We start from the raw sequence: 23,436 nt of genomic DNA, 5'->3' as shown, positions 1-23,436 counted from the left end.
CCAAACACTATGAAAGTATATCTCTTTTTCCTCTTATTTTCCATTACATCAGCACCATTCTTTTTATCTGCACAGCAGCGTTTTGCCATTAGTGGTACGGTAAGGGATGCTTCAACCGGAGAAACCTTGATTGGAGCAACGGTTAGATTGCAAAGTGCTACCCAAAATTCAGGTATTGCTACAAATGCATATGGATTTTATTCCCTAACAGCGAATGAAGGCGAGTATAGCCTTATAGTAAGCTACAGTGGCTACCAGAGCAATACCCAAAAAATTACCTTAAACAAGGCCTTAAAAATAAATATAGAACTTGCTGCTGTTTCAGATTTGCAAGAAGTAGTAATAAGTGCAAGTGAAAGGAAGAATGAAAATGTAAAGAGCCCCCAAATGGGACTTAACAAGATCAATATGTCAGATCTTGACAATGTGCCTATTCTATTTGGCGAAAAGGACGTTTTGAAAACCATACAGCTTTTGCCGGGAGTAAAGGCAGGAGGAGAAGGTAATACCGGTTTTTTTGTACGCGGAGGAGCAGCCGACCAAAACCTGATCCTTTTAGATGAGGCCACAGTGTACAATTCATCTCACCTGTTGGGTTTCTTTTCAACCTTTAATGCAGATGCGATAAAAGACGTAAGCTTGTACAAAGGTGGTATGCCATCGCAATATGGTGGCAGATTGTCATCAGTGCTTGATGTTAAAATGCAGGATGGTAATGATAAAGAATATGGCTTTGAAGGTGGATTAGGGCTCATCGCCTCACGTATAAAAGCAGAGGGACCAATCGTTAAGAATAAAAGTTCTTTTATGATCAGTGCCAGACGTACTTATATAGATCTTTTGCTTAAAGCCTCGGGTGATTCGGCATTAAAGAACAATACGTTAAACTTTTACGACATTAATGCCAAAGTAAACTACAAGTTTGATGATAAGAATACGCTGTTTCTTTCGGGCTATTTTGGGCAGGATAATATTGGTATCAAAGACCTTTTCGCAAACGATTGGGGCAATACAACGGCTACTATCCGTTGGAACCATGTATTTAACAACAGGTTGTTTTCAAACACATCTTTGATCTATAACAAGTATAACTATGCTATCGAGCTGCTGGATGAAAATAGCAGTGCTAAGGTAAAATCCCTGATCAGAGATTTTAATTTTAAAGAAGACCTGCAGTATTATAGTAATAATCATATTCTAAGATTCGGATTGCACGCCACGCACCATAGAATTGCCCCTTCTGATATTACTACATCGGCCGGTTCAAGCTTCAATCCACTTTCCATAGAGAATCGCTATGGCTTGGAATTAGCTGTTTACGCATCAGACGAATGGACTATTGGTGATAAATTTAATTTATTATATGGATTAAGGTTAAGCCAGTTTTCACTTTTGGGCCCGGGCATAATAAATACATATGACAGTTCAGGAGAAGTGAGTTCCTCATCGACCTATAAAAGCGGTGAATTTGTTAAAAATTACTTCAACCTGGAACCACGTCTTTCGGCAAGTTATACCTTAAATGAGAAAAACTCCATAAAGGCATCATACAACCGCAATACCCAAAATATTCATATCCTTAGCAATTCAGGCGCCAGCTCTCCGACAGATCAATATGTAATGAGCAGCAATAACATTAAGCCCGAGATTGCAGATCAGGTAGCTCTAGGGTTTTTCAAAAATAGCGAAAGCAATGCGTACGAATTTTCTGCAGAGGTGTATTATAAATGGTTACAGAACCAGATAGATTATAGAGATGCTGCGGAATTAACTGCCAATAAAGACGTTGAATCTGAATTGCTATATGGCAATGGCAGGGCATACGGACTTGAGCTTTACGGTAAAAAAACCAAGGGTAAACTTACCGGTTGGTTAAGTTACACACTTTCAAAAACCGAAAGGCAGTTTGACGAAATCAATAAAGGCAAATATTTTAATGCAAAGCAAGATCGTACACATGATCTGGCCCTGGTTGCAATGTACACCCTTAGCCGCCGTTGGACGGTGTCGGCTAATTATGTTTATAGTACAGGTAATGCCGTAACCTATCCGGCCGGAAAGTATAATGTAGGCGGTCTTACCACTTATTATTATACCGACAGAAATGCCAACAGAATGCCATACACCTCTCGTTTGGATTTAGGAGCTACATTAAAAGGCAAAGAGACTAAGAAGTTCCGTTCAAGCTGGACATTTAGTGTATACAATGCATTGAACCGTAAAAACCCTTATTCTATCCAGTTCCGCGATAAAGAAAATGATCCAACACGTACCGAAGCAGTGCAAACCAGCCTTTTTGGCATTATTCCTTCGGTAACTTACAACTTTAAATTTTAATAGTGATGCTAAGAAAAATCAAATATTTAAGTCTGTTACTTGCCGTATCCTTTAGCATATGCTCATGTGAAAAAGTGATAGATGTTGAGCTAAATACTTCTCCAGATCAGTTGGTGATAGAAGGTAGTATTACCAATCAATTGGGGCTGCAAACCATTAAAATAAGCCAATCGGTTGCTTACACAGAACCTAACGATTTCCCCGCGGTTAAAGGTGCCGTAGTAAATGTAACCGATGATCAGGGCAGTTCCTGGATCTTTACCGAAAGCACACCCGGCAGTTATACTTTTGGTCCATTCAAAGGAGAACCGGGACGCACATATAGCCTTAAAGTAAATATAGATAATGTGCTTTACACAGCTTCTTCAACCATGCCAGATTCGGTAGGTATTGATTCGCTGGATGTTAAGGTGTTTAATTTTGGTAATGAAAAACAGAAGCAGGCACAGGTACATTATAAAGACCCTGCGGGAGTTGCCAATCAATACCGGTTTGTGCTAAAAGTTAATGGTTTTCAATCGAGGAATGTTTATGCCGAGAATGACCGGTTCACCGATGGAAACAATGTTCCAAGTGTTCTGTTTTTTACAGGGAAGAATGATGATGATAACGAGCTAAAAACAGGCGATAACGTAGAAATTGAAATGCAGTGTATAGATAAAAATGTATTTACTTACTGGAATACATTAAGTCAGCAATCGCAAAATGGCCCGGGTGGCGGGGTAACCCCAGGTAATCCACCTTCCAATATTAGCAATAATGCCCTGGGTTATTTCAGTACACATACGGTTAGCAAAAAAGAAATGGTAGTGAAGTAAGGAGCTTAGCTCCTTTTGTATGGTACTCAATATGTACATGCTAGTACCCGGGCTTCGACTGCATCAAGGCAGATTAAGGACTGGGATGGGATTTCTTCGGAAAACAGGTGCCGTTTTCCAGTGAAAATTTGTGTGTCAATTTGTATTGCTGTGCGCCACACAAAATCAGCAATGAAATTACATAGGGAGGGATGGCAATAAGGATGGTATAATTGAATGTATCAAGGTAAGTGCTTACCGACAGGTAGGGATGATTGTTGAGCAACCAATCGCAACCCATTATGCCGAAGGTCGAAATCAGTATTTCGCCAAGAAACCAGAAGAAATACTGTCCATAAGTAAGGTACCCCAGGTGCAACCATTTCCGTAATCCAAACTGAGTGAGTAGGAGGGTAAAAGTTCCGGCAAATGAAAAGATGCTAAAGATTTTGAACAAGTCAAATTTGCTTACACCCTCATACCATCTATTGATATTAAAAGGCACAAAGGTGTACATGAAAAGCAAGCTGATTACGGTAATCAGGCTAATAAATATTATTTTATTAACAGATGAGTTCAGTATAAGGAAACGTTGATCCAGCGCACTCTTTAGTACAATATAATTGACGGAAAGCGGTGTAGTTCTTGCCATACAACAGTATGCTTAATATTTGGTAATGAAATTTAAGCATTTATTGCGGAACTTCCTTCAGGTCTGATTTTTTTAACCAACCCTTTGTAACTTGCCCATCACTATCGGTAAGTGTAACATAGATAAAGTTGCCCTGTTCATCAATTACCTCGAATTTTGATTTAACCCATAGCCCGAAGACAGGCTGTACGACTGCGTTATTATTGGGCGATTCATGGAAATAAATTGTGGCTTTAGGAATCCTGTATTTTTTACCTTCACTAAATATGACAGGTTCCTGCGGACCTTCTTTAGGCTGAGTAACAGGAGGTGACGTAGGTTTAGGTGTATTTGCAGCAGTTTGGCGGTCAAACTCCTTTTTTAAGCTATCTTGATCGGTTTGTTGTGCTGTGGTATCCAAAATAATAGGTTTGATTTCCTCAGTAGTGTCAGGAGTTATTTCTTCGGCCTGATAGGCAGTATCTTGATGAACGATACTCGTAGAATCGGTAGCCAACTCTTTTTTCGGTTCAAGATTTTTAAAAAACAAAGCGTATGCTGAAAGAATACCCAACATTAAAATGGCCATGATCATTAAAACAAATACGGGCTTTGCAACACGAACTCCTGATGAGGGTGCTGCAGTAATTGTGCTTGCTACTGTGACTGCCGGTTTTGGAGCAGTGGCAGGTATATTACTGTGGCTATGGTGCAATACGGCATCTTGCAATTCCATTCCATTAGAAAATCTGTTTTCAGGGCGCTTCTCCAAACATTTCCTGATCACATCAAATAACCAGGCCGGTACATTCATTTCTCGTACCTTCACATCGTCAGACCAGTTTTCTGGTAATTGAGCCTTCCGCAGTGCTAATATGTCGGGCACCTGTTTTTCCATGTGGGCAAGCATTACCGAGTTACGCGCTGTTTCTCCTTTGTTGATCAATGGAAAAGGAACTGTACCTGCCAGAAGCTCATAAAGTATTACACCGTAGCTATACACGTCAGTTTGAAAGAACATTTCGCCATCATGTTGTTCTGGTGCCATAAACTCAACTGCACCTGCATGTCTTACACTGCTGCGGCGCTGCTCGTCTGACATGATTGCCAAACCAAAGTCCAGCAGGATGTAATTACCCGTATCCGTATTGAATTTTACATTGTTGCTCTTTATGTCGCCATGCTTAACTCCAACCCTATGGCAATGCGTAAGGGCATTTGCCAGCTGTTCAGCAAGTTTAATGGTTTCTCTTATGGTAAATATTGGGTTGTGTGGTGATTTAAGCAGTTCTTCCAAATCTGGCCCTTCAATGTATTCCATTTCAATAAATGGAAAAGAGCCACTTTCAGTTAAGCCCGAATTAAGGATCTTAACTACATTTGGGTTAGGTACCTCATTTACCTTTTTTAGTTTTTCAACCTCATTCTTAAAATTCCTAAAATTTCTATCGTCCGTATTTTCAGTGTGAATAGGAGTTGGCAATATCTTTACCGCAGTAATAATAGCTCCCATTCTTTTACCCTTGTAAACAGAACCCTGCCCACCTGTACGCAGGGCACCCATGTTCTCTAATCCTTCTGTTATGGTAAATACTTTGCTCATAGTGTCTTTGTTATTTTATTAAAATTCAGGAACATCATTAATCAATCCGTCCTTTGTTTTTTTAGTCTTTTTTCGTTTGATCGTATCCTTTTTAGCCGCCGGAACAGTTTGTAAGGTATCCGGATTCGCTGGTGTAACTTTCTTTTTAGGTTCAGTTTTTGAACTACTTTTTACTGGCCGTATTGGTTTAGTTACAACGTTAGTGCTATCTGTTTCAATACCCTTACGGTGATTCAAGATCAAATTTATTCCAAATGTAGCTAAACAAATAAATAATATAATTCCGGCAATGATAAATGCTTTTGCTTTCCCCCCTTTTTCGTACTTCTCAACCAAATTTGTTAATCGTTCGTTCTCGGCTTTCAGTTCATTTATTACCGTTGTAACCTGTTCGTTGTTAAGAATGTCCTGGTTACTATTGCTAACCGCCTCGTACAAACCAACACCGTCGTGAAATCTTTTCTCTGGATCTTTCTCGAGGCATTTTTCAATAACCTGAAGCAGCCAGGCCGGAGCCATCATTTCATGAGCTTTCTTTTCTTCAGACCATTCTACCGGTAAGCGATTTTTACGAAGCTCCATCAAATCAGGGATCTGCTTTTCAATATGTGAAAGCATGACCATATTTCGAGATGTTTCTGTTTTATTAATGAGCGGGAAGGGAACCGTGCCGGCTAAAAGTTCATAAAGAACAATACCGTAACTATAAATATCGGACTGGAAAAGCATTTTACCATCATGCTGTTCAGGAGCCATAAACTCTACGGCACCCGCATGGCGTAAACTGGAACGACGCTGTTCATCAGACATTACGGCCAAACCAAAATCAAGCAGTATGTAGTTACCTGTATCAATATTGAATTTGATATTGTTACTTTTAATATCACCATGTTTAACACCTACTTTATGGCAATGCGCAAGGGCATTGGCCAGGTGGTCTGCCAGTTTTATGGTTTCTCTTATGGTAAATATCGGACTATGTGGTGGTTTTAGCAGATCTTCCAGATCAGGGCCCTCTATGTATTCCATTTCTATAAAGGGAAGAGAGCCGCTTTCTGTAAGACCTGAGTTTAATATTTTGACAACATTGGGACTTGGATCTTCGTTAACTTTCTTTAATTTTTCTACTTCGTTCTGGAAATCCCTGAAATTCTTATCCTCTGCGTTTTCGGCATGGATAGGTGTAGGCAATAGTTTTACAGCCGAAAGAATGGCACCCATTCTCTTACCCTTATATACAGATCCTTGTCCGCCGGTGCGTAATGCACCCATATTTTCCAATCCTTCTGTTATAGTGAATACTTTTGCCATTTGTTTATAATTACTGATTAGAATGATAACTGAATTCTAAAACAGCTGATTCTCCTAAAATTATCTGATCTCCTTCGTGAAGTGCATGCCCCAATTCTGTGAAGGTAAGCTTTACAGAATTATGCTCCTTAACAGACCTTATTTTTACTTTATTGCGTGGAGGTACACCACCATCATCAGCAAAAAGCATAAAAGCAGCAGCATCATTATTCCATTCTATATGGGCATGTTGCCTGCTTATGTATTTGTTGCACTCGTTTGTGCTCGAATCTGGAAAGGCTATGTTATTAACCCTGATAAAGCCGTCGCTATCCTGCGCCTGTTTTTCCCTGCCAATATTGATCTTGCCATCAGAAGAAGTGAGGGTGTATTCAACTTTCTCGGCCTCACCACTTAAAATTCTTATGTATGCCGTTCCTGATTTTTGTACTGCCGCATGTTCAGGTGTTTTTATATACAGGGCTACTTCCAGATTAGACATTCTTATAGCTAGCTGGGGGAGCTCATCAACAAAAACGGTTTCCATTGTCCATGTTTTGGGTAGATCTATTGCAAAATCATCAGCTATTCTTTGTACCTCATTTTTGAAATGATCCTCTTCTTCGGCAAAAACTGCCGATTCATACATGTATTTTTCTACAGGGGTGCAAGCTATATAGAGCTGGAAACCTTTAATGTGTTTTCCTTCTCCACCCTCCATTTTTTGTAGTTCCTGCTTAATGAAAACAAGTATTGCCTCTCTGATGGCTTTAACATCCTGTGGTTTTTCGGAGGTATTTTTACTAAATAGGTTAAACATGTTTTATATCCTTTCTTTAAACTAGTTGATGCTGTCTTTTTTTACTACTATGGCCTTTTTTATTACGGGCCTAGCAATTGGCGGTTTAAAATCTTTTATATATCCCAGATCCAATAATGCAGGTACAACGTGTTTTCCAGCAAGTTGTACAGCTTTACTTGAGCCCCTGGTAGATTCTATACGAATACAAACGACCACGTGACCGGGACCTGATTTTTTAGGTGCAAAAAATACATACCAGCCGTCATTAATCCGCTCTTTTTTCCAGATCCTTTCTGGTGTTCCTGTCTTACCTGCCACAGTAATGCCCAAAGTATATCGCTTATTGACGCTCTGTTTAAGCATATAATCTGTAAGCAAAGCGGCATATTGGGGGTCGTTGGCCAGTTTAATACCTGGTTTAACCTTAGTTGTAGAATCGCTGATCTTTAAAACATAACGATTAGCAACTAATGTTCCCTTATTAGCCACTCCAGATATTAGCCTCGCAATAGATGCTGGAGTAGCAATTAACTCGCCCTGACCCCAGGCCATACCGGAAATACCTTTAGCTCTGGTGCGACGGATATTTGAAGGATCATATCTCGGTTTAGTATTAAACTCAGTTTTGCGCCAAAGATCCATCCACTTATTCTCTTGTTTTGCATTACTGGTATCCTTATCAAAGTAATATCCGCCAACGCCTCTAAGGAACATTCCGGTTTTCATATATAAAGCTGCCATGTTTTCCTGTAAATGCTCTTCATTAGCTAATTTAATAAAATAAACATTGTTTGAGTTTACAATTGCACGCTCCAGAGTAATGTTTCCTGTTTCATCGGGTTCTATACCTTTGGTTCTAATCCGTTCATAAGAACTTACTGTAAAGGATCTTTTGGCTGCATTTATGCCTAATTTATTAAACGCGGCCATTGCCGTTAAAACCTTAGCTGTAGAACCCGGCTGCGTCGCATAAGTGAAGCCAAGATCTGCATTGCTATACCAGCCAGATAACTTGTTCTGTTCGTTGGTAGTCATGGTTAAAAGCTCCCAATCCTTAATAGGAGGTAAGGGGTAAACTGAGGAAGCCAGTACGTCTCCGGTTGAATCTTCCATGATTACGACGGATACTCTGCTTTTTCTCAGTGAAGTATCCAAACCAACAGAATGCTGGATGGTTGATTGTAAACGTGCATCTATGGTGAGCTTAACATCTCTGTTTCTTTTTTTGAAAGATTCAACTTCATTGCTGTTGATTCCTGCCAGTAGTAAAGGTGCCAAGGCCGCATAATCTCTTTTGCTTACCGTCATCTCTTTTACACCTCTCGGGAGAAAGCGGTCTTCCCGGTATTTATTCGCTTTTGTATTGAAAGAGGTAACGGGTGTATGGAAACCTCTAAGCTCTGCCGCGTGTTCATACTCTGCAAAATAACCATTGGTGCTACCGTTAAATACTCCCGTGTTTGCATCGCCTATCCAGAAAAAGGTTTGTTCTTCAAAAGGATAATACCTGTCGACCCGTTTATGCATAGCTGAATCGAGATTATAGCTAATGCCTGATGTTCTTAACGTGTCTGCCTGTTTCCTGACAAAGTCAGGATTGCTTGTTGCAAGAACCCTTCCCTTTCTGTCGTATAACTGGCCCGCTTCTAGTTTGTTCATTAAAATTGCGATGCGGGGGTTGTAGCTAAACATGCGTAAGCCGCTTCTATCGGCCACAAGTGATGGTTGTACTACCCACTTCTTATTGTTAGCAATATATCTTGATATGGTGATAGTTAAAAGAAGAACGGCAATACTGGCAGATAAAAGTGCCGGCACCAGATTCTTATCCTGTTGCTTAGTAATAAAGGCCATCTGTACATTTGTTCCTCTAATTAAAGAAACCGAAAGCAAAATGCCGGCTGCCATCATGTTTGCTACCAGTGATGATCCTCCATAGCTAATAAAAGGTAAAGCAACGCCTGATAGGGGCAGGGCACCTATGGATCCACCTGCAATGAGCAGGAATTGCACAAACATACTTATCCCAATACCTGCGCAGAGATAAAATAGAAATGGAGTACCGGTTTGCCGCCCTATAATTATTGACCTGTTGAGGAAAATGAGGAATAACACGAATATGCTCACGATACCTGTCCACCCGAATTCTTCGCCTATTGCTGGCAATATCATATCGGTGTGTGCCTCTGGTATTGTTTTAGCAAAACCTTCTCCTACACCTTGACCGGTTATTCCACCACCAGACATAGCCCAAATGCCGTTTGCTACCTGGTCTCCACCATAAACTTCGTTATTCCATGGGTCTTGCCATATAGATTTACGTTCTGTAAGTCGGTTAACAGGGCCGGGGATGAGTTTGTCGAGATAAGGAACCTGATCTATCAATAAGAAACCTGCTATGATCATGATCACCATTATTGCCGATTCGCTGGTTTGCTTTTTATTAAGCAGCATGGCTAAGCCCATCAATACTACGGTAACCAAACTGGCTATCCAGATGTTCAAAAACCAAACTGTTAATGTGTAGGTAATGATGGCAATGAGCATCATCATGAAATCACCACGTGAGAAAGAAAACAGTATGATAAATGTAAAACACACGACCATTGCAGGGCCCAGATCTCCCAAAACCAGGTACATCAGGATAGCAATGCCCATTGCCACAAGTGCAAATGAGAAAAAATACCATCTTTTTTGCCAGCTGCGGTATTCGGTAATAAAACGTTCGTTACTTGCAAAAAAGCCAGCAAGAAATAAAATGATGGCATATTTTACGATCTCACTGGGTTGTACACCAAATAGGTTTACTTTTACACCGCTGCCCTCGGGGCCATTTCCGAAAACGATGGTTAAGGCCAGTAGTCCCAGTGCTAGTCCGGCCCATTGCCATCCGTTTGCTTTTCCTGAGTTTTTATTAAGTACAAGCATCCGGTAAAATCTGGAGTCGACATTAAACTTCCGGAATTTAATGAGCATTAATATAATGATAGCAAAAACGCCCATGCCAAAAAAAACAAGGGTATCTTTTGCTAAAAAACGATCTCTTAGTGGATCTTGTAAGCTGAGTAAGGCTATAAATGAGAACCCCGTCATTAGCATAATTATGGGTAAAATAAGCTGGTCTGCCTGCGGAAACTTGACACTTAAGAGGAAATGCAACAGGAAAAATCCTGCAAAAAAACTTCCAGTAATGATCCCGAACCACTTATTAAATTCATCTGGAGTACGTACTATTAACGATTTTTCTTTCTTTAGAATTTTAAAGTCTCTTGCCGAGAAAAGCCTAATGGTATGTTGCGTTTGTTTAAAGGTAAATGAAGCATCTTTTTGAAGCTCCTGTATGCCCTGAGATCTTCCGAATTGAAAGCCGGGTTTTAGAGGCAACAGTTCAAAAGCTTTGTCCTCCGGTAAGTTTAAAAATGCAAAATTCCCATTGGCATCTGTTCGAACGTATGAGGTTAATCCTGCTGATTTTACCTCTACCTCATCATCAACATAAGCACTGTCCTGAGGTACTATCATTTGTAGTTTTATGAGAACACCCGATACAGCTTTATTGGCCGTATCTATAATCTTACCTGATATGCTATGCACCCCGAGTTTAAGATCATTTTGTGCAGGTAGTTGAGGAGGTCTGTTTCTTTCCTGAGTAAAACGCAAAGAATCATCTCCCGTATACCCAAGCAACGCGCGCGAGTCACTAGCTCGTTTCTTGAAATTTTCTCCGCCTGAGGCGAAAGCATAATCCGCCTCAACAAAGAATTTGCTTTTATTCAGTTCACCAACGTTATCAAGGGGCTCTTTAAAAGATTTAACGCCTTTTGTAACTGCCTGTTCTATAAGGTTGACGTCCTTTTTGTTTTCAAAATAGTAACCCTTTTCAAGCAAGGTTTTTATAAGCCCACCTGGATTTTTAGCATTTAGGTTCATCATGGTTCCGTTGTCCAAACGGATACCCACGTCAGCAAAATTGCGCTGTAATGTATTGAAAAGTGTAAAGAATAATAATCCTAATACGATGGTTATCAGTATAATAAAATTTCGTTCTATTTTTCTGTTCCAGGGTTTAGGTGTGTTTTCTTCCATACTAATGACTTCCAGTGGTTGGTAATGAATCTGTTTTAAAGGAACTGGCAGGTATTTTTCCCTGGATATACATATTTTGAGGCAAATTATAGGTAGCTTCTATGGAATTAACGCAGTTGCTGAACCTCACATTTTTTAGCTGCAGCACATTGTTTTGCGATAATATAGCAGTATGGAAATTCTCGAAGGTAATGTTCTCCAAAAACACATATTTGCAGATGGGTTTAATAGAAACAGCACTGCCTTTATATGCAGAATCACTTCTGATGATAATAGGAGTTTTAGCAATGATGAAAAGTGTGTCCTTATTAAAATGTATATCCTCATTAAGTATAATTGGCGATTTGAACAGTGAATCTGTAATGATCAGCGTGTTCCCAATCAATTTGTTTATAGTGTCCTGAAGTTTTGCTTCCTGCGTATTACGGATAGGTTGCAAGGCTGTTAGCTTTTGTTGCTTAATGGCGTCAGAACGAATATTATTTTGCCAAAGCAGATAGAGTGCGAAGGCCAGAAAAACAACACAAAGTGCCGATAACAGGGCAACCAAACCCTTATTGCTTTTCTGAACTACAGGAATAGCAACAGGTGTAATCTCTTTCTGAACAGCAACATCTTTAGGCTTAACAGGCGTTATGGTAGGCTGGTGATTAACAATTGGTTTTGGGCTTTCTACTTTTATAGCAGGTTTTGTTGCCTCATGTACGAGTGATTGTTTATCATTTTTAACCAAAACAACAGTGATGTTGTCGCGTCCGCCATTATTGTTAGCTTCATGTATAAGCTCAGCCCCTTTTTCTTGTAAAGTGGTTTTTTTTATTAGAATGTCTGTAATGCCTTGCCTGTTAACCATGTCAGACAGGCCATCGCTACAAAGCAATAACAAATCACCGGGAAGGAATGGAGATTGGCCGGTCTCTATATAATCGTCCTGTGCTGCTATTTTTGCCCCAAAGCCCAAAGCTTTGTTAATTTCATTACGTTTGGGGTGGCTCATGGCCTGTTCTTCAGTAAGTCGGCCGCTATCTTCCATGAAGCCTACAAATGATTGATCTTTTGATATTTTAATCAATGATCCATCGCGAAGCAAGTATAGCCTCGTATCACCAACATGTGCGTAGTAGAGCAGGTTTTTTTGAAGATCGATAACTGCTAGTGTAAGTACACAGGCCATGTTTTCATGTTCCTTAACTTTTTGCTTTTCAGCCATAATCTGTTCGTCGGCAGCAATTATAGCATCCTTCATCAATGAAGGCAAATCTTTACGCTGACTGTTCAGATGTTGTAAAATTGATTGTCTGGCAATCCCTGAAGCGATTTCACCTCCAGAATAACCCCCAACCCCATCTATCACACAGGCAATAACAAGATCGTTTGTTGCCGTAGTTTCGGCAATAAAGGTATCCTCATTATTATCTCTTACTTTTCCTGTATCGGTTAGTCCAAAGTAATTTCTATCCATTTTATTTGGGCGAATTTTTAATGTCTCTAAAATGTGCAATCAATAAAATGATGCATATAATGAATAACGCTATAGATAAGATATGCGACATATATTAGGATTTAAATATGTTAACACCAATAATTCCATTCAATATGAGTCGTGAGTTAACAGGTAGCTCGGACCATTTAGGCCCGGTAATGTCACTTCTTTCAATTAGATTTTCGTTTAAAATGGTCTTTTCACCAAAAGAGGCTACGTAGAACTTATCTTCGGGTCTGTTATACCTGATTTTAAGATGAGGAGTATTTACCCACTCAGATGGAATCCTGAAAATATGACTTTCTTCTCTCGTTTCTTCGTTTCCGGAGACTATTATATCATCTGCTTTCATCAGGTATTCTAATTTCTGTCCGGAGTAAGCTTTATCAGGGATAGTAGTTTCAAAACGTGCCAACACCACTCTTTGGCTATCATTTATTGTCTTTTCTTCAGGCTTCTGTATATCTACATAAGGGATCTCGTAATACCCTTCGCTGTAAAAAATGAAATCTTTTAAAATATCATTGTTAATGTCAAATGTTTGAGCCAATCCAGTTTGCCGGGGTATAAAAGTAACCCTAAGGTTTTCTTCTTTTTGCGTGCTGTCCGGTAATAGTTTTCCTATAAAACTAATGTCGCCCGGTTTATAATCGGGATGAGATACAAATCTGAATACCCATTTATTACTTGATGGTTCTACCTTTTTGCCATCTGCAACCTGCTTGTTTAATATTTCATAAAAATTATCGACGGATTCCTGCGATATTAAGCCAAGAATCCCTTTTTTGTTATCTATAAACTCACGATAATCGTCGGGATTAAGGCATATAATAAATTCGTGATAAAAAACCACCCGTTCCGCAAATGACAATTCTGAAATGGATTTCCGAAATTCTTCGATGATATATTTATAAACCTGGTTAGGTGTAAGTGGTTTCGACTTGCCCGATGATGTGGTTCCATTATTGGTTAAGAACCAGTCCTGGATGCCCATGCGTTGCCAAATAGAAGGTTTTGTACTCATTTATAATTGCTGTAATAAATATTAGATCGAAAGATAAGGAAAAAAACATTGTGCCTCTCATCCCCGGTTTTTTGAAGGGAAAATTAGCTTGTATTCGTTTGTAACCATTTTTCGTGCCAAATGGTCCTTAAAGATTTAACAATTACAACGATGATTTTGTGTTGGGAGTATGACAGAGTTGGTTAACTTTGCCGGAACTTATGAAATTATCTGTTTTCTTTCTATTTACCCCTCTCTTTTTTTTTCTTTCCGGTTTTCAGATTTTCGCACAGCAAGATACAATTGACTGTGTTAAAGTACTTGATACTGAACCCTATTTTGTTAAGCATAAAACTGTAGAACAAGACAGAATGCTAAAACGTGATATAGAGATTTTAAAACACTGCGGTAATTTTGATAGCATTGACAATGAGTTTTTTAAGGGGCCCATATTGGGAGCTTTAATGTTAGATCAGGTGAGGTTAGGGAAGCCGGCTACATATAGAACACTGATTGAGATGTTGACCATTTTTAGGGATACCGAATCTTATAAGGAGTTTGCTAAGGGCATGGTTTTATATAGAAACCTAAAAAAGAAGAAGGTAAATCTGAATGAATGGGATACAGATAAAGAACTGTTTGTAAGAATGGGCTTTACGGTTAATGACCTTGATGATTTCAAGGTTTTCCTGGCCGCCCCGGAACATAGTAAGCTTACCTATGGTGAAGCTTTAACTAAATATATGTCGGAAATTGAGGCCATGAGTGTCGACAAATAAGGCTGCAGGTAATTTGTAGCGTTTTTGATATGTTTTACGTTTAGTGATGAAAAGGATGTTTATGTTTAAGAAAATAGCGATGCTTGTATGCGGAGTAGGGGGAATACTGCTGAGCGCATGTGATAAAGCGGACAATTCAAATTGCCAGGATAAAATTTGTGATGAAAGTTTTGCTATGCTTGTAGTGAAGTTCGTAGATAAAAACGGAGAAGGGGTTGCTGTTGACAATTATAGTGCGATAAATCAACGCACGGGCGATACCGTTAGCGTTGCGTCCGGAAATGATATTAATTCTGAAATGGGTATTTATATTGTGGTTAGCGACCGCCATACCAGCAAACTTTCAGAGGGTGGAGATGATATTAAAGTTACTGGAACTTATGCCAGAAATGCCCAAACCAAGTCAGCAATTATAAAGGTAAAAGGAGGGAATTGTGCCTGCCATATATCAAAAATTGATGGGCCTGAGCAAATTAAGTTTGATTAATTTGCCGATAAGCAACATATTCCCTCCTTTTTAGCAGACCTTATTTGTCTGCTTTAATTTCTACTCGTCTGTTTAAGACTCTTCCTTCTTCAGTAGCATTTGAAGTTATAGGCTGGCTTTCACCAAAACCTTTAACGGTAAAGTTAGACGCATTTAAGCCCGCATTAACAAGGTAAGATTTAACCGAGTTCGCTCTGTCAACAGACAAAGACATGTTTCTTTCCGGAGTCCCTTCTGCTGAAGAGTGACCGTTTAAGACAAATTTAGCCGTAGGGTCCTTTTTAATTTCGACAACGGCTTTATCTAAAATTGGGAAAGAAGCAGTTTTTAGCACATCAGAGTTAAATTCAAACTGAATGTTTTTGAAGTTAAAATCTGGTTCTGGTGCAGGAGCTGGTTTTTCTGGCTCTGGTGCAGGAGTTGGCGCAGGTTTTTCTGGCTCTGGAGCCGGTGCTGGTTTCTCAACCGGAACCGGATTTGGTTTCGCTACTACTTTCTTTGTTTTACACGAATACATCGAGATTGACAAAAGTCCGATAACTGCAAGGAGCGAAATTGTTTTTGTAATTTTCATTTGAGTTTTATAAAATTTAGTTCATTTGTTATGTGCACAAAAGGTATTAATTATATCTTAAAATGCAAATATAATAACACACTAATAACGCGACTTATATTAAGAACGTGTGTTCAGTATAAATTTATTTAAAAAATGAAGTGGCGGCATTCCATAAATCCCTCCTTAAGCAAGCCGTGTTGAACGAACTTTTGCGCTCTTTATTGTCAGATTTTAGCTAGGTGTTAATGGGTTGTTAAATTATTGCTTCAAATACATTTATTTGGGCTTTTTTGTGTTTGTTCTTTTTGTTCACTTTTGCGTCTTTAGAGGGATTGAGTCTTTATAGTTGTAATTTTGGGTGTACAAGAGCGTAGGATTATTGCTTTTTATTGTGTTTTTTAAAATGTTGTTGAAATATTTGATTGAAAACGCATAATTTTCTTGATATAGAGCTACTTTGAATGAAATCATGGTGCTTTTCTGTATAAAAATCCTGCATCTGTAGAATGTCTTAAGTGGTGTTCGAAGAATACTCGAAGTTGAACCTTAATCATCCCTCAACAACATGAAAACTCCCATTATTATTGGAATAACTCCATTTGAACAACCTGATGTAAATCTTGCTTGTGCGGTGTCAAATGCGAAGGCCTTTCCTGTGCTTCACCTCGGAAGAGATAAAACCGTAGCTGCTGATGCACTAGAGCAGTTATCAAAAAAATGTTCGAAAGGATTTGGCGTATGCCTGATTTCGGACGATCTTAAGGATGTCATTTTTCCTGAACAGGTTACTATGGTTGTCCTGCCTTATGGAATGCAATTCACCAGAAAAAAACAGATTAAGCTGTTTTATCAGGTTTGCAGTGTTGAAGATGCTAAAAAAGCCCAGGCAGAAGGTGCTGATGGCATCATAGTAAAAGGTAATGAAGGTGCCGGTAAGGTTGCCTATGAATCATCATATATACTATTTCAACGCGTTGTTAAAGAAGTTAAAAATATAGATATATATGTTCAGGGTGGTGTTGGGGCACATACCGCTGCTGCTTTAATTGCATGTGGTGCAGCAGGAGTTGTATTGGACAGCCAACTTGCGTTGTTTCCTGAATGCAGTGTTCCAACTGCCATAAAACAGATCTGCGAAAAACTAAGTGGTAACGAGACCAGGCTAATTGGAGATTTCCGGATATTGGTCAGACCGAATTCACCAGTACTTGTTGAAGATGCTACAGTGAAAGATCTTGAAGCCTATTTTAATGGTTTTGATCTGGAGCGCTCATTCCTCCCTATGGGGCAGGATATTGCTATTTCTGCAGATTTTGTAAACCGGTATAAAAAATTAGACAAGTTAGTATTTGGTATTCACGAAGCCGTTCACGGACATCTTAATCAGGCTAAATCAATTAATGTGATTAGCTCCGGTAATGCATTGGCAAGAGATTTAAATATTACTTATCCTATTGCACAAGGACCTATGACAAGGGTTAGCGACGTTGCGCCTTTTGCTAATGCTGTAGCTGAAGCGGGGGCATTGCCTTTTGTTGCATTATCGTTGTTAAAGGGAGATCGTGCAAAGGAACTGATCAGTGAAACTAAGAGACTTGCGGGAAATAAGACCTGGGGCGTGGGCATATTGGGTTTTGCTCCTCAGGAGCTGCGTGATGAGCAGCTGGAATATATAAAGCAAGAAATGCCTCCTGTAGTGTTAATTGCGGGTGGTAGACCGTCGCAAGCTAAACCACTTGAAAAACTGGGTATAAAAACCTTTCTTCACGTGCCATCAGTGTCGCTTCTGGATATGTTTTTAAAGGAAGGTGCCAAGCGTTTTGTTTTTGAAGGAAGAGAGTGCGGCGGGCATGTGGGGCCATTGTCTAGTATGGTGCTTTGGGAGAAACAGATTGAGCGCTTATTAAAAGAAGATCAACCGGAACAGGTCAGTGTATTTTTTGCTGGTGGAATTCATGATGCTTTATCAACTGCATTTATTGCTGTAATGGCAGCGCCGTTAGCAGCAAAAGGCATAAAGGTTGGGGTCTTGATGGGCACTTCATATTTATATACTAGAGAGGCGGTAAGTACGGGAGCTATTCAGGATAAATTCCAGGAACAAGCCATGATGTCTAGCAATACTATATTACTGGAAACTGCACCTGGTCACGAAACCAGATGTTTAGATTCTCCGTTTGCTGCATTCTTTAATGAAGAAAAAGAAAAGCTCCAGCAAGAAGGAATAGATAAAAAGGAAATCTGGGCAAAACTTGAAAGCTTAAATGTTGGCCGCCTGCGTATTGCCGCTAAAGGTATTGAACGCAAAGGCGATAAGTTGGTAACAATTGATGAAAAGGATCAGTTGCATCTGGGCATGTACATGATTGGGCAAATAGCGGCAATGCGTAATGAGGTTGTTTCTATTTTAGATTTACATAAAGATGTTGCTGAAGGCAACTATAAATATATTCAAAACGCAGCATTGTCTGCACTTCCTGAGGCTAAAGAAAAATCACTAAATGTAGCCATTGTAGGAATGGCCTGTATTTTCCCGGGAGCAAAAAATATTGAAGAGTATTGGCGTAATATTATTCTGGGGAACGATTCGGTAACGGAAGTTCCGGATGAACGCTGGAATAAAGAGCTGTACTATAATCCCGAATCAACGGAGAATGACATGTCGCATTCTAAATGGGGTGGCTTTATCCCTAAGATTGATTTCGATCCATTGGAATATGGAATTCCTCCGCAATCGTTAGCAGCAATTGAACCAACGCAGTTATTGAGCCTTATGGTAGCCAAACAGGCAATGGAAAATGCCGGTTATAGAGATGGGAACTTTAATGCAGAGAATGTATCTGTAATAATAGGGGCCGAAGGTGGGAATGACCTTGCGAACAGTTATAGTTTCAGAGGCTTCTTTAAACAGGTATTTGGCGAAATGCCAGCTGAACTGGACGAACTGTTGCCGAAAACAACAGAGGATTCTTTCCCGGGAATTTTAGCTAATGTGATTTCAGGACGTATTACCAACAGGTTAAACCTTGGTGGACGTAATTATACCGTAGATGCGGCGTGTGCTTCATCTTTAGCAGCTATCGATTTGGCTTGTCAGGAATTGTTCCTGGAGAAATCGGATATGGTGCTTGCAGGTGGCGCGGATTTACATAACGGTATCAATGATTATTTGATGTTCTCGAGTACTCATGCTTTGTCCCGCAAGGGAAGATGTGCAACGTTTGATGCTGAGGCTGATGGTATTGCATTGGGTGAAGGTGTAGCTATGGTCGTACTGAAAAGGCATGAAGATGCCTTGAGGGACGGTGATAGGGTTTATGCTGTAATTCAGGGTATTGGTGGTTCAAGTGATGGGAAGAGCCTTGGTTTAACAGCCCCACGTAAATCTGGTCAGGTAAGGGCACTTGAACGTGCATACGGGCAGGCGGGCATCTCGCCATCAGTTCTTGGACTTGTAGAGGCTCATGGAACGGGTACCGTAGTTGGCGACAGAACCGAGCTTAGTGCTTTAACTGATATGTTAAATGAGTCAGGTGCAAGAGCAAATCAAACTCATCTGGGATCCGTAAAAACCCAAATAGGTCATACCAAATGTGCTGCAGGTTTAGCAGGCTTAATAAAAGCTACTTTATCTGTTTATCATGGCGTAAAACCGCCAACCATTAACTTAACAAAACCTAACAGTTATTATAATAGTAGTACAAGCCCTTTTGCTTTTCATACCGAAGCAGGTTTGTGGATGGAAGATAAACGTTATGCCGGGGTAAGTGCTTTTGGTTTTGGAGGTACTAATTTCCATGCGGTTATTGAAAGCGATCATAAAGTTTCTGAACAGGCATCGGCATTAACTTCATTGCCATCTGAACTGTTTGTTTTTAGAGGCGATACCTATGACGAAGCCAAAAAACAATTGAGTAATGTAAAGGCTTTACTGGATGAAAACGACAATATAGATTTAAAAGACATTGCCTTTAGTTTGGCCTTGGGAAATACTAAGCAGATACAGTTGAGTATTGTAGCTGATAGAGTTGAAGACCTGATTATGAAGATTGACCTGGCTTTGTCGGGCGTTGAAAGTAAAGATACCTATATCACTAAAAAAAGAGCTGGTAAGGTAGCGTTTATGTTCCCTGGACAGGGTAGTCAGCGTATCAATATGGCGAGAGATCTTTTTGTGATATTTCCTGCCATGCGGAAACTGTTAAACAACAGGAGTAAATATGAGCAAGTCCTTTTCCCTAATGCGGTATTTGATGAGGCTTCTTTAAAAGCTCAGAAAGAAAGAATTAAGGATACCCGCATGGCACAGCCGCTTTTAGGTATTGTGGATTTGGCAATTGCTAATTTCCTTAAAGATCTGGGTATTGAACCTGATATGGTTGCAGGACATAGCTATGGCGAGTTGCCTGCCTTGTGTTTTGCCGGTGCTTTTGATGATGATCAACTGGTGTTTTTAAGTGAACAAAGAGCCAAAGCCATTCTCGATGCTGTAGAAGATGGGGATACGGGGGCTATGATTGCAGTGACCAGTAAGGAAGATGAGATATTTAAGGTGATTGATGGCATGAAGGATGTTTATGCAGTAAACTATAATTCGCCAACTCAACTGGTAATTGCCGGTACAACACCTGCAATTAAAAAGCTTGCTGAGGTACTTAAGACGGCTAAAATTTCTTTCAGACAATTGGAAGTTGCTTGTGCTTTCCACAGTCCGCTGGTTGCTAAATCGAAAGCGCTTTATAAGTATGTGTTAGATAAGGTTGAGTTTACAGATCTCAGTTTACCTGTTTGGTCAAACACGACTGCGGGACTATATCCGACAGGGACCGAAGCAGTAAAGGAAAGACTTGCGGATCACCTGGTGAAGCCTGTGAAATTTGTAGAACAGGTAAAACAGATGTACGAGGACGGAGCAAGAATCTTTATTGAAGTTGGGCCTGGAAAAGTGTTAACAGCTCTTGTCAAAGCATGCTTAGGCAGAGATGAGTTGTTGCTTTATGCTGAGGACAATAGCCACAATAAGATAACACATTTGCTTTGTACAATTGCTACTTACATAGCCACAGGGCGCGATGTTAAATTGGAGAAATTGTTTGACGGTCGTAACGCCAGGCATTTGAACCTGGATCAGCCGGGGCAGTACAAAAAGAGTAAAACAGTTTGGCATGTAAATGGGCAGCATGCGATTCCATCGGTAGGGAAATTACCTGTTAACGGTGCTTTGCCAATAATGCATCCACTTAAACTAAAAGGAACAGAAGTGAAAACAGAATATATAAATAACCCATCGAATGGGGCAGAGCAAATGATGCAGGAATACCTGAACAGCATGAAAATGATGATTCAGGCACAACGTGATGTGATGTTAACGTTTTTAGCTCAGCAATCGCCAAATATGCAAATGCCTCAGCAAATGTATGTTCCTGCACCGGTTGTAACGCAATCTGAACCATCTGTACAGATTGCGTTACAACCAGCGGCCGAGATTCAGCCACTAACAACCGTTGTAAAACCTGCAGCATTAAAAATTGATGTTAAAGCAGTTTTAATGAGTATTGTAAGCGATAAAACTGGTTATCCTCAGGAAATGCTTGGGATGGAAATGGATTTGGAGGCTGATTTAAGTATTGATTCTATCAAACGCATGGAGATTATTGGTTCCTTACGCACTGAATTGGGTGGTTTTAGTAATTCAGATAAAAATGAAGATGCTTTTATGGAGCAGCTTGCAGCTATCAAAACATTAAATGGCTTAGTAAATTGGATCAATGAAAACACTGCCTCGGCTGTTCCGGCTGTAGAGGAAGTGACTAGTGTGAAATTTACGCTTGCAGATATTAAATCTGCAATTCTTTCAGTTGTAAGCGATAAAACCGGTTATCCTCAGGATATGCTTGGGATGGATCTTGATCTCGAAGCGGATCTAAGCATAGATTCAATTAAACGCATGGAAATTATTGGCGAGCTGAAGGTAAAGATTGGTTTTAATAAAGGTGAGGAAAGTGGCGATGATCTAATGGAAAAACTTGCTGCGATTAAGACGCTTAATGGTTTGGTAAATTGGATTTCGGAAATAGAATCAGAAGGTACTGAAACCGTTGCTGAGGCGAAAAAGATTATTGAAGAGAGCGCTGTAAATGATAATTATAGTGAAACTTTGTCGAGACTTCGGTTTGAGCTTACCCCTTCGGAACTTTTAAATAAAGATACTTCATCATTAAAAGGAGTTCGTTTTGCAGTAACGGATGATGCTGGCTTGCAGGCTGTGGCCATTAAAGAACTATTTGAGGCACAGGGTGCAATTGTAGATGTTGTTTCTGCTAACGATAGTTTAAAAGGTTATAAAGGTTTGATTATGCTGAACATGTTCAGTACGCCAGATAAGGCTACCATTATTGACAATATTGCAATGATAAAGGAGCTGGATTTTGAGGAGATGGAATGGGTATATCTAATCTCGGATACCAAGGGTTATATGGACAATGAGTCTGATGCCGCCATGTTGAGGCACTTTCAGGGATACTCCGGTTTATTTAAAAGTTTAGATAAGGAATATGAAAATACCAAATGCAGGGTCGTAAGTTTAACCACAAAATCTGCTGCATCAGAAATTGCCAAAATTACCTTGAATGAGATCTTAAACCCGGATGAGCCTTCTGAGGTGATATATGATGGGGTTAACAGGCAAACACTTGAACTTATCCCTTCACAGCTGCTAACCGGATTGGCTGATTCTCATATTCAACTGGACAAAGAAGCGGTAGTATTGGTTCTTGGAGGGGCCCAGGGCATTACCGCTAAGCTGATGACACATTTTGCAAAAGATTATCCTTGCAGATATATTTTAGTTGGCCGTTCTCCTGATCCCAGAGCCAATGGATTGGACCAGTTTACTTTTATGAAAACCAAAGAAGAGATCAGGGCTTCTCTAATCAAACAGGGAAATCTTAAAAAACCGGTGGAAATTGAACAGGAAATCAACAAAATCTATAAAAACAATCAGATTCTGGAAACTATCAGTTCACTTGAATCAGAAGGCTCTATAGTATCATATGCATCACTTGATTTACGTGACGAAGAAGGCTTAAGCAAATTTATTGGTGACGTTTATGAGGAATACGGAAGAATAGATGGAGTAGTTCATGGAGCAGGTTTGCTAGAGGATAAATTGTTCCATGGTAAGACAGTGGAATCCTTTAGACGTGTTTTTGAAACCAAGGTAACTCCTTTACGTGTACTTGCGGAGCAACTAAGACCAGAAACGCAATTTGTCATCTTCTTTTCGAGCATAGCTTCGGTTTACGGTAACCGTGGGCAAACAGATTATGCGGCAGCAAATAGCGTAATGGATAGGTATGCCTGGGCATTAAAAGCAAAGATAAAAGGTAAGGTGATGGCTATAAACTGGGGCCCGTGGAAAGGTGCCGGAATGGTTTCGTCTACGCTGGAGAAAGAATATGAACGCAGAGGAATTTCCATGATACCCTTGCAGGATGGCATGGAAACATTTGTAAATGAGGTTAAATACGGAAATGAGAGTCAGGTACTCATCATGGCAGGAAGTAACTGGTAGCCAGAGGGC

General features: G+C 39.9%; 13 protein-coding genes. 5 read left to right on the top strand and 8 right to left on the bottom strand.

Features of this window, described 5'->3' with window-relative positions; all coding sequences use genetic code 11:
- The first annotated feature begins 9 nt into the window (after positions 1 to 9).
- Both AC6CH7_RS20560 and AC6CH7_RS20555 read left to right on the top strand, forming a co-directional pair.
- The gene (locus AC6CH7_RS20560) at positions 10 to 2,337 is read left to right on the top strand and encodes a TonB-dependent receptor (protein ID WP_498264508.1); all 2,328 of its coding nucleotides are present in this window, start codon (positions 10 to 12) and stop codon (positions 2,335 to 2,337) included.
- Positions 2,338 to 2,342: 5 nt separating this feature from the next.
- Positions 2,343 to 3,155: a DUF4249 domain-containing protein gene (locus AC6CH7_RS20555; protein WP_498264507.1), complete on the top strand. Its 813-nt coding sequence runs from the start codon at positions 2,343 to 2,345 to the stop codon at positions 3,153 to 3,155.
- Between the two features lie 73 nt (positions 3,156 to 3,228).
- Here AC6CH7_RS20555 and AC6CH7_RS20550 read toward each other — a convergent pair whose 3' ends face one another.
- The 7 genes from AC6CH7_RS20550 to AC6CH7_RS20520 form a co-directional block, all read right to left on the bottom strand.
- Positions 3,229 to 3,786 (bottom strand): hypothetical protein, encoded by a 558-nt coding sequence (locus AC6CH7_RS20550; protein WP_498264506.1) that lies wholly within the window; start codon positions 3,784 to 3,786, stop codon positions 3,229 to 3,231.
- A 40-nt stretch (positions 3,787 to 3,826) separates the two neighbouring features.
- Positions 3,827 to 5,368 carry a serine/threonine protein kinase gene (locus AC6CH7_RS20545; RefSeq protein WP_498264505.1) on the bottom strand — a complete coding sequence of 514 codons (1,542 nt, stop codon included), beginning with the start codon at positions 5,366 to 5,368 and terminating at the stop codon, positions 3,827 to 3,829.
- Between the two features lie 18 nt (positions 5,369 to 5,386).
- On the bottom strand, positions 5,387 to 6,679 hold the full coding sequence (locus AC6CH7_RS20540) for a serine/threonine protein kinase (RefSeq protein WP_498264504.1): 1,293 nt from the start codon (positions 6,677 to 6,679) through the stop codon (positions 5,387 to 5,389).
- A gap of 10 nt (positions 6,680 to 6,689) precedes the next feature.
- Positions 6,690 to 7,478 carry an FHA domain-containing protein gene (locus AC6CH7_RS20535; protein WP_498264503.1) on the bottom strand — a complete coding sequence of 263 codons (789 nt, stop codon included), beginning with the start codon at positions 7,476 to 7,478 and terminating at the stop codon, positions 6,690 to 6,692.
- A gap of 21 nt (positions 7,479 to 7,499) precedes the next feature.
- Positions 7,500 to 11,546: an FtsW/RodA/SpoVE family cell cycle protein gene (locus AC6CH7_RS20530; RefSeq protein WP_498264502.1), complete on the bottom strand. Its 4,047-nt coding sequence runs from the start codon at positions 11,544 to 11,546 to the stop codon at positions 7,500 to 7,502.
- A gap of 1 nt (position 11,547) precedes the next feature.
- Entirely contained in the window at positions 11,548 to 13,008 is a 1,461-nt protein-coding gene (locus AC6CH7_RS20525; protein WP_498264501.1) for a PP2C family protein-serine/threonine phosphatase, read from the bottom strand.
- Positions 13,009 to 13,102: 94 nt separating this feature from the next.
- Entirely contained in the window at positions 13,103 to 14,053 is a 951-nt protein-coding gene (locus AC6CH7_RS20520; protein ID WP_498264500.1) for a hypothetical protein, read from the bottom strand.
- A gap of 200 nt (positions 14,054 to 14,253) precedes the next feature.
- Between AC6CH7_RS20520 and AC6CH7_RS20515 the strand changes: the two genes are divergently transcribed.
- Both AC6CH7_RS20515 and AC6CH7_RS20510 read left to right on the top strand, forming a co-directional pair.
- Positions 14,254 to 14,811: a hypothetical protein gene (locus AC6CH7_RS20515; protein WP_498264499.1), complete on the top strand. Its 558-nt coding sequence runs from the start codon at positions 14,254 to 14,256 to the stop codon at positions 14,809 to 14,811.
- A gap of 61 nt (positions 14,812 to 14,872) precedes the next feature.
- Positions 14,873 to 15,298, top strand: coding sequence for a hypothetical protein (locus AC6CH7_RS20510; RefSeq protein ID WP_498264498.1), 426 nt, complete (start codon positions 14,873 to 14,875; stop codon positions 15,296 to 15,298).
- 40 nt (positions 15,299 to 15,338) lie between these two features.
- Here the strand turns inward: AC6CH7_RS20510 and AC6CH7_RS20505 are convergent, their stop codons facing one another.
- Complete coding sequence (locus AC6CH7_RS20505; RefSeq protein WP_498264497.1) at positions 15,339 to 15,872, bottom strand: OmpA family protein; 534 nt, start codon at positions 15,870 to 15,872, stop codon at positions 15,339 to 15,341.
- Between the two features lie 547 nt (positions 15,873 to 16,419).
- Between AC6CH7_RS20505 and AC6CH7_RS20500 the strand changes: the two genes are divergently transcribed.
- Positions 16,420 to 23,427: an SDR family NAD(P)-dependent oxidoreductase gene (locus AC6CH7_RS20500; protein WP_498264496.1), complete on the top strand. Its 7,008-nt coding sequence runs from the start codon at positions 16,420 to 16,422 to the stop codon at positions 23,425 to 23,427.
- Positions 23,428 to 23,436 lie beyond the last annotated feature (9 nt).

The sequence above is a fragment of the Pedobacter sp. GQ55 genome (assembly GCF_059758925.1).
Note: the sequence above shows the minus strand (reverse complement) of the source record. Positions and strands in the feature narration are given on the sequence as shown.